The sequence below is a fragment of the Candidatus Electronema sp. TJ genome (assembly GCF_048287355.1).
GTDB lineage: Bacteria > Desulfobacterota > Desulfobulbia > Desulfobulbales > Desulfobulbaceae > Electronema.
Map to the genome: position 1 here is coordinate 16,637 of NZ_JBLWEP010000027.1, position 3,343 is coordinate 19,979.

Genomic DNA, 3,343 nt, shown 5'->3' on the forward strand with positions numbered 1-3,343 from the left:
TGGGCAGGACTGGAGAAATCCGAGCCGCTGCTGCATCTGCACCGGCAGATTGAAGCCGCTCTGAAGCGAGTCGGCGTGGAGCCGGAAGGACGCAAGTTCAGCCCGCATGTGACGCTGGCCCGGCTGCGCGACACTCCGTCCAGCAAAGTTGGCGGCTGGCTCGCCCAGCACAGCCTGTTCGCCGCGCCGCCTTTTCCGGCAAGCAGCTTCCGACTGTATCGCAGCGTCCTTTCGCCGGACGGGGCCAAGCATTTCGTTAAGGCGGAATACCCGCTGGCGGCGGAATAAAAAAAGGCCGGTGAAAACGAAGTTCACCGGCCTTGAATGTCCGTGGAGGCGACGAGCGGATTTGAACCGCTGAGTAAAGGTTTTGCAGACCTCTGCCTTACCACTTGGCTACGTCGCCCTGCTGTGCGGCAATTTATACTCCATCCGGGGCGATCTTGACAAGGGGAAAATCTGCCCGTCAGAATTTTTCAAATACGAAACATGGGAACCACGCTTGAAGAGCTGGCCATCAGACATGCGGAGCAGCTGTGCCTGCTCCAAGACCGCATCGGCCATGTTTTCCGCGACCGCGAGCTGCTTCAGCTCGCCCTGATCCACAGCTCCTTCGCCTTTGAACGGATGGACTGCGGCAGGCACAATGAGACCTTGGAGTTCCTTGGCGACGCGGCCTTGGACATGGCAGTCGGCCACCTGCTTTTTCTCCGCTTTCCAGACCTGCGCGAGGGCAAGCTGACCCGCATCCGCGCCGCTCTGGTCAATGAAGGCAGCTTGGCCGACATCGCCCGCAGCTTTGAGCTGGGGCGGCATCTGCTTTTGGGCAAAGGCGAGGACAGCTCCAGCGGCAGAGAAAAGGCATCCATTCTCTGCGGCACCTATGAGGCGCTGATCGGGGCGATGTTCCTCGACAGCGGCTATGAGGCGGTGCAGGCGCATGTGCGGCGGCATTTCGGCCCGCTCATTGACCGGCAGGGCGAGAAGCTGATTGCTGTTGATGCCAAAAGCAAGCTCCAGGAACTCCTGCAAGAGCGGCACAATGAAGGGCCGCAGTACGCTTTGGAAACCGAGGACGGCCCGCCCCACGCCCGGCTGTTCACAGTTTCGGTCAGCTTCCGCGAACGGACGCTTGGCACCGGCACGGCCTCCAGCAAGAAGGAGGCCGAGCAGGCAGCCGCCCGCGCCGCGCTGGAGCTGCTTCAAAATGGCGGAGAATCGCAGATCAGGGCTGACGACTCAGGAAATAGCCCCCAAACTCCCGCTTCAGCCGCCGTCTGCCGTTGATGTGCCGGTAGAAATCCAGCCCCAGCCGCCGCAAAATGATCGGCGGCCAAGTGCCCATCTCCAGCATGGCTGGATTCTTCCGCATCTTGACAAAATTCCGCCATCGCTCTTGCAGGGAAAGATTCGTTTCTGCGCGGAACTCAGTGTATTCAAAAACGCCGAAATTCTCCAAGTGATAGAGGCTCTCGAAGAACTCAATCTCCTGCCGCGTCGGCGTGAAGACCATCCGGGCGTGACGGCGGGCGAACCAGTCTAAATCCGGCAGTGCGCAGCCTGAGCGGAGAAAGGCCGCATTCAGACGCTTGGCTTCGGCCAGCATCTGCTCCTGCAACGGTCTGATTTTCATCTCGAACAAGGTGCGCTCCTCCGGCATGTCCAAGGCGCAGACCAGCAGCTCGCTGTCATTTGCCGGGATGCGCCGCCGGATTTCCCGTCGATGGTCGTCAGGCTGGGCGGCAAACTCCTCGGCCATGAAATAGCCGTCGGCACTGCCGTGTGACGCGCCCAGCATCATTTCGAAAAGTGAGCGGTTGTTGTTGTAAACATTGAAATAGGGCAGGTGACGAGTGTTGTCAAAAAGCAAGCCTTCTTTGCCGTTTTTTGGCTGCTTGACCGCCGCATCAAGAAAACCCGCATAATACCCCTGCATCTCCACCTGTCCGCCGAGAATGTGCCAAAGGTTGTCCTGAATCGAGCCTTTCCAGCCGACATCAACAATACACAGTCCGTCTTTCTCATAATCAACGCCAAACGAATTCAGGTAGGCGAGGAAATTTTTGCGCTGCTGGACGCGCCGTGTTTCATAAAGCTGGCGGAGCGGCTCAAAGGCGAGCAGCTGGCGGAAGGCGGGCTGATTGCGCAGCTCAGGCAGACGGGTTTGGAAGTCCACCCCGGCTTGAGCACAGAGTTCGGCAGCCAGCGGCTCCTCAATGTTCAGACTGAGGAGAAAATCGCGGGGAGAGATGGTGCGGTAAAAATAAAACAGGCGGCTGAAATCCTCTTCATCCAGCGACTTGAGCGAGGCGAGAAATGTGGCCTTGCGCGAGACCAATATATAATGGCTGCGCACCGCTGGGCCGCCGAATAGGTCGCTCTGCATCTGGTCAAAGAGCTTTTTCAGGAACTCGCCTTCCTTGGAGAAAAAGAAGACATCCCGAGCCTGCCGACGCAGCAGGCTTTGGAGCAAGTTCCACGTGAAGAGCCAGAGACTGGTGCCGGTTTCTTTGAACAGGCCGTCTTTCGCTGCCGCTTCATTGAAATGCCGCCGCACGGCAGCGAGCGCGTCTAACTGCGCTGGCCGCCATCGGCTGTAGAATTTCTTCTGGCCGGGATTGAGCAGATGCAGGCAGCGCAGTCCTTTTTCCTGCGCCCGCATCACATCGGAATGCGGATTGTCGCCGATCATCAAAAGCTCGTCCGGCTGGCAGCGCAGGTCGGCGCAGATTTTTTCATACAGCCTGCCTGAGGATTTGGCCAAACCGTGACCAGCGGAAACATAGATATGGTCAAACTGGCCGTTCAAGTTCAAGCTCTTCAGCATCTCGGTGAAGCTGCTGCCCGGCAAATAGAAATCTGAGACCAGCACAATGCGCAAGCCCTGCTGCCGCAGCCAAGCCAGCACCTGCACGGCATCGGCGCAGGGCTGCTGCACAGTTTTTTCCACTGCGGTTTCTATAGCGAGAATGATTGCGGTGAATTTGTCCGCATCTCGCAGTTGGGCAAGATCGCCAAGCTCCTCTTGCAGCCGCAGTCGATAAGCGCGGGCGAACGGCTCCATATAAAATTCCAGCTCGCCGCCTGTGGCTGCGCTCTTCGCGCTCAATTCCCGCTCAAGCTGCTGACGCAGGGCGTAAAGCCGCTCCGGCGGCGGCATTTGTCCGCCCAGCAGCAGGCTGTGCAGGCGGGCGGCGAGCTGCTTGGTGAATTCCGGCTCAATGTTGCGCACGGCGAGGGTGTCGAAATAGTCAAAACAGAAAAACTTGACTCCGTTTTCAGCCTGCTGCCGGAGGAGCTGGCAAATCTGGCCGGGCGAGTCCTTGCCGACCGTCCACGTCGG

The 3,343-nt window shown here is 58.8% G+C and carries 3 protein-coding genes and 1 tRNA gene; 2 read left to right on the top strand and 2 right to left on the bottom strand.

Annotated features, from left to right (window positions below; translation table 11 throughout):
• Nucleotides 1-288, top strand: a 288-nt coding sequence (locus ACNKID_RS03575; RefSeq protein WP_417912066.1) for a 2'-5' RNA ligase family protein, incomplete at its 5' end; no start/stop codon positions are given.
• Between the two features lie 43 nt (nt 289-331).
• Here the strand turns inward: ACNKID_RS03575 and ACNKID_RS03580 are convergent.
• Nucleotides 332-406, bottom strand: a tRNA-Cys gene (locus ACNKID_RS03580).
• 83 nt (nt 407-489) lie between these two features.
• Between ACNKID_RS03580 and rnc the strand changes: the two genes are divergently transcribed.
• On the top strand, nt 490-1,287 hold the full coding sequence (gene rnc / locus ACNKID_RS03585; RefSeq protein ID WP_417912067.1) for a ribonuclease III: 798 nt from the start codon (nt 490-492) through the stop codon (nt 1,285-1,287).
• On the opposite strand, the gene ACNKID_RS03590 is transcribed toward rnc, so the two are convergent.
• Nucleotides 1,226-3,343 (bottom strand): HAD-IA family hydrolase (locus ACNKID_RS03590; protein ID WP_417912068.1); only part of this gene is annotated, 2,118 nt, incomplete at its 5' end. The two genes, rnc and ACNKID_RS03590, sit on opposite strands and share 62 nt — an antisense overlap.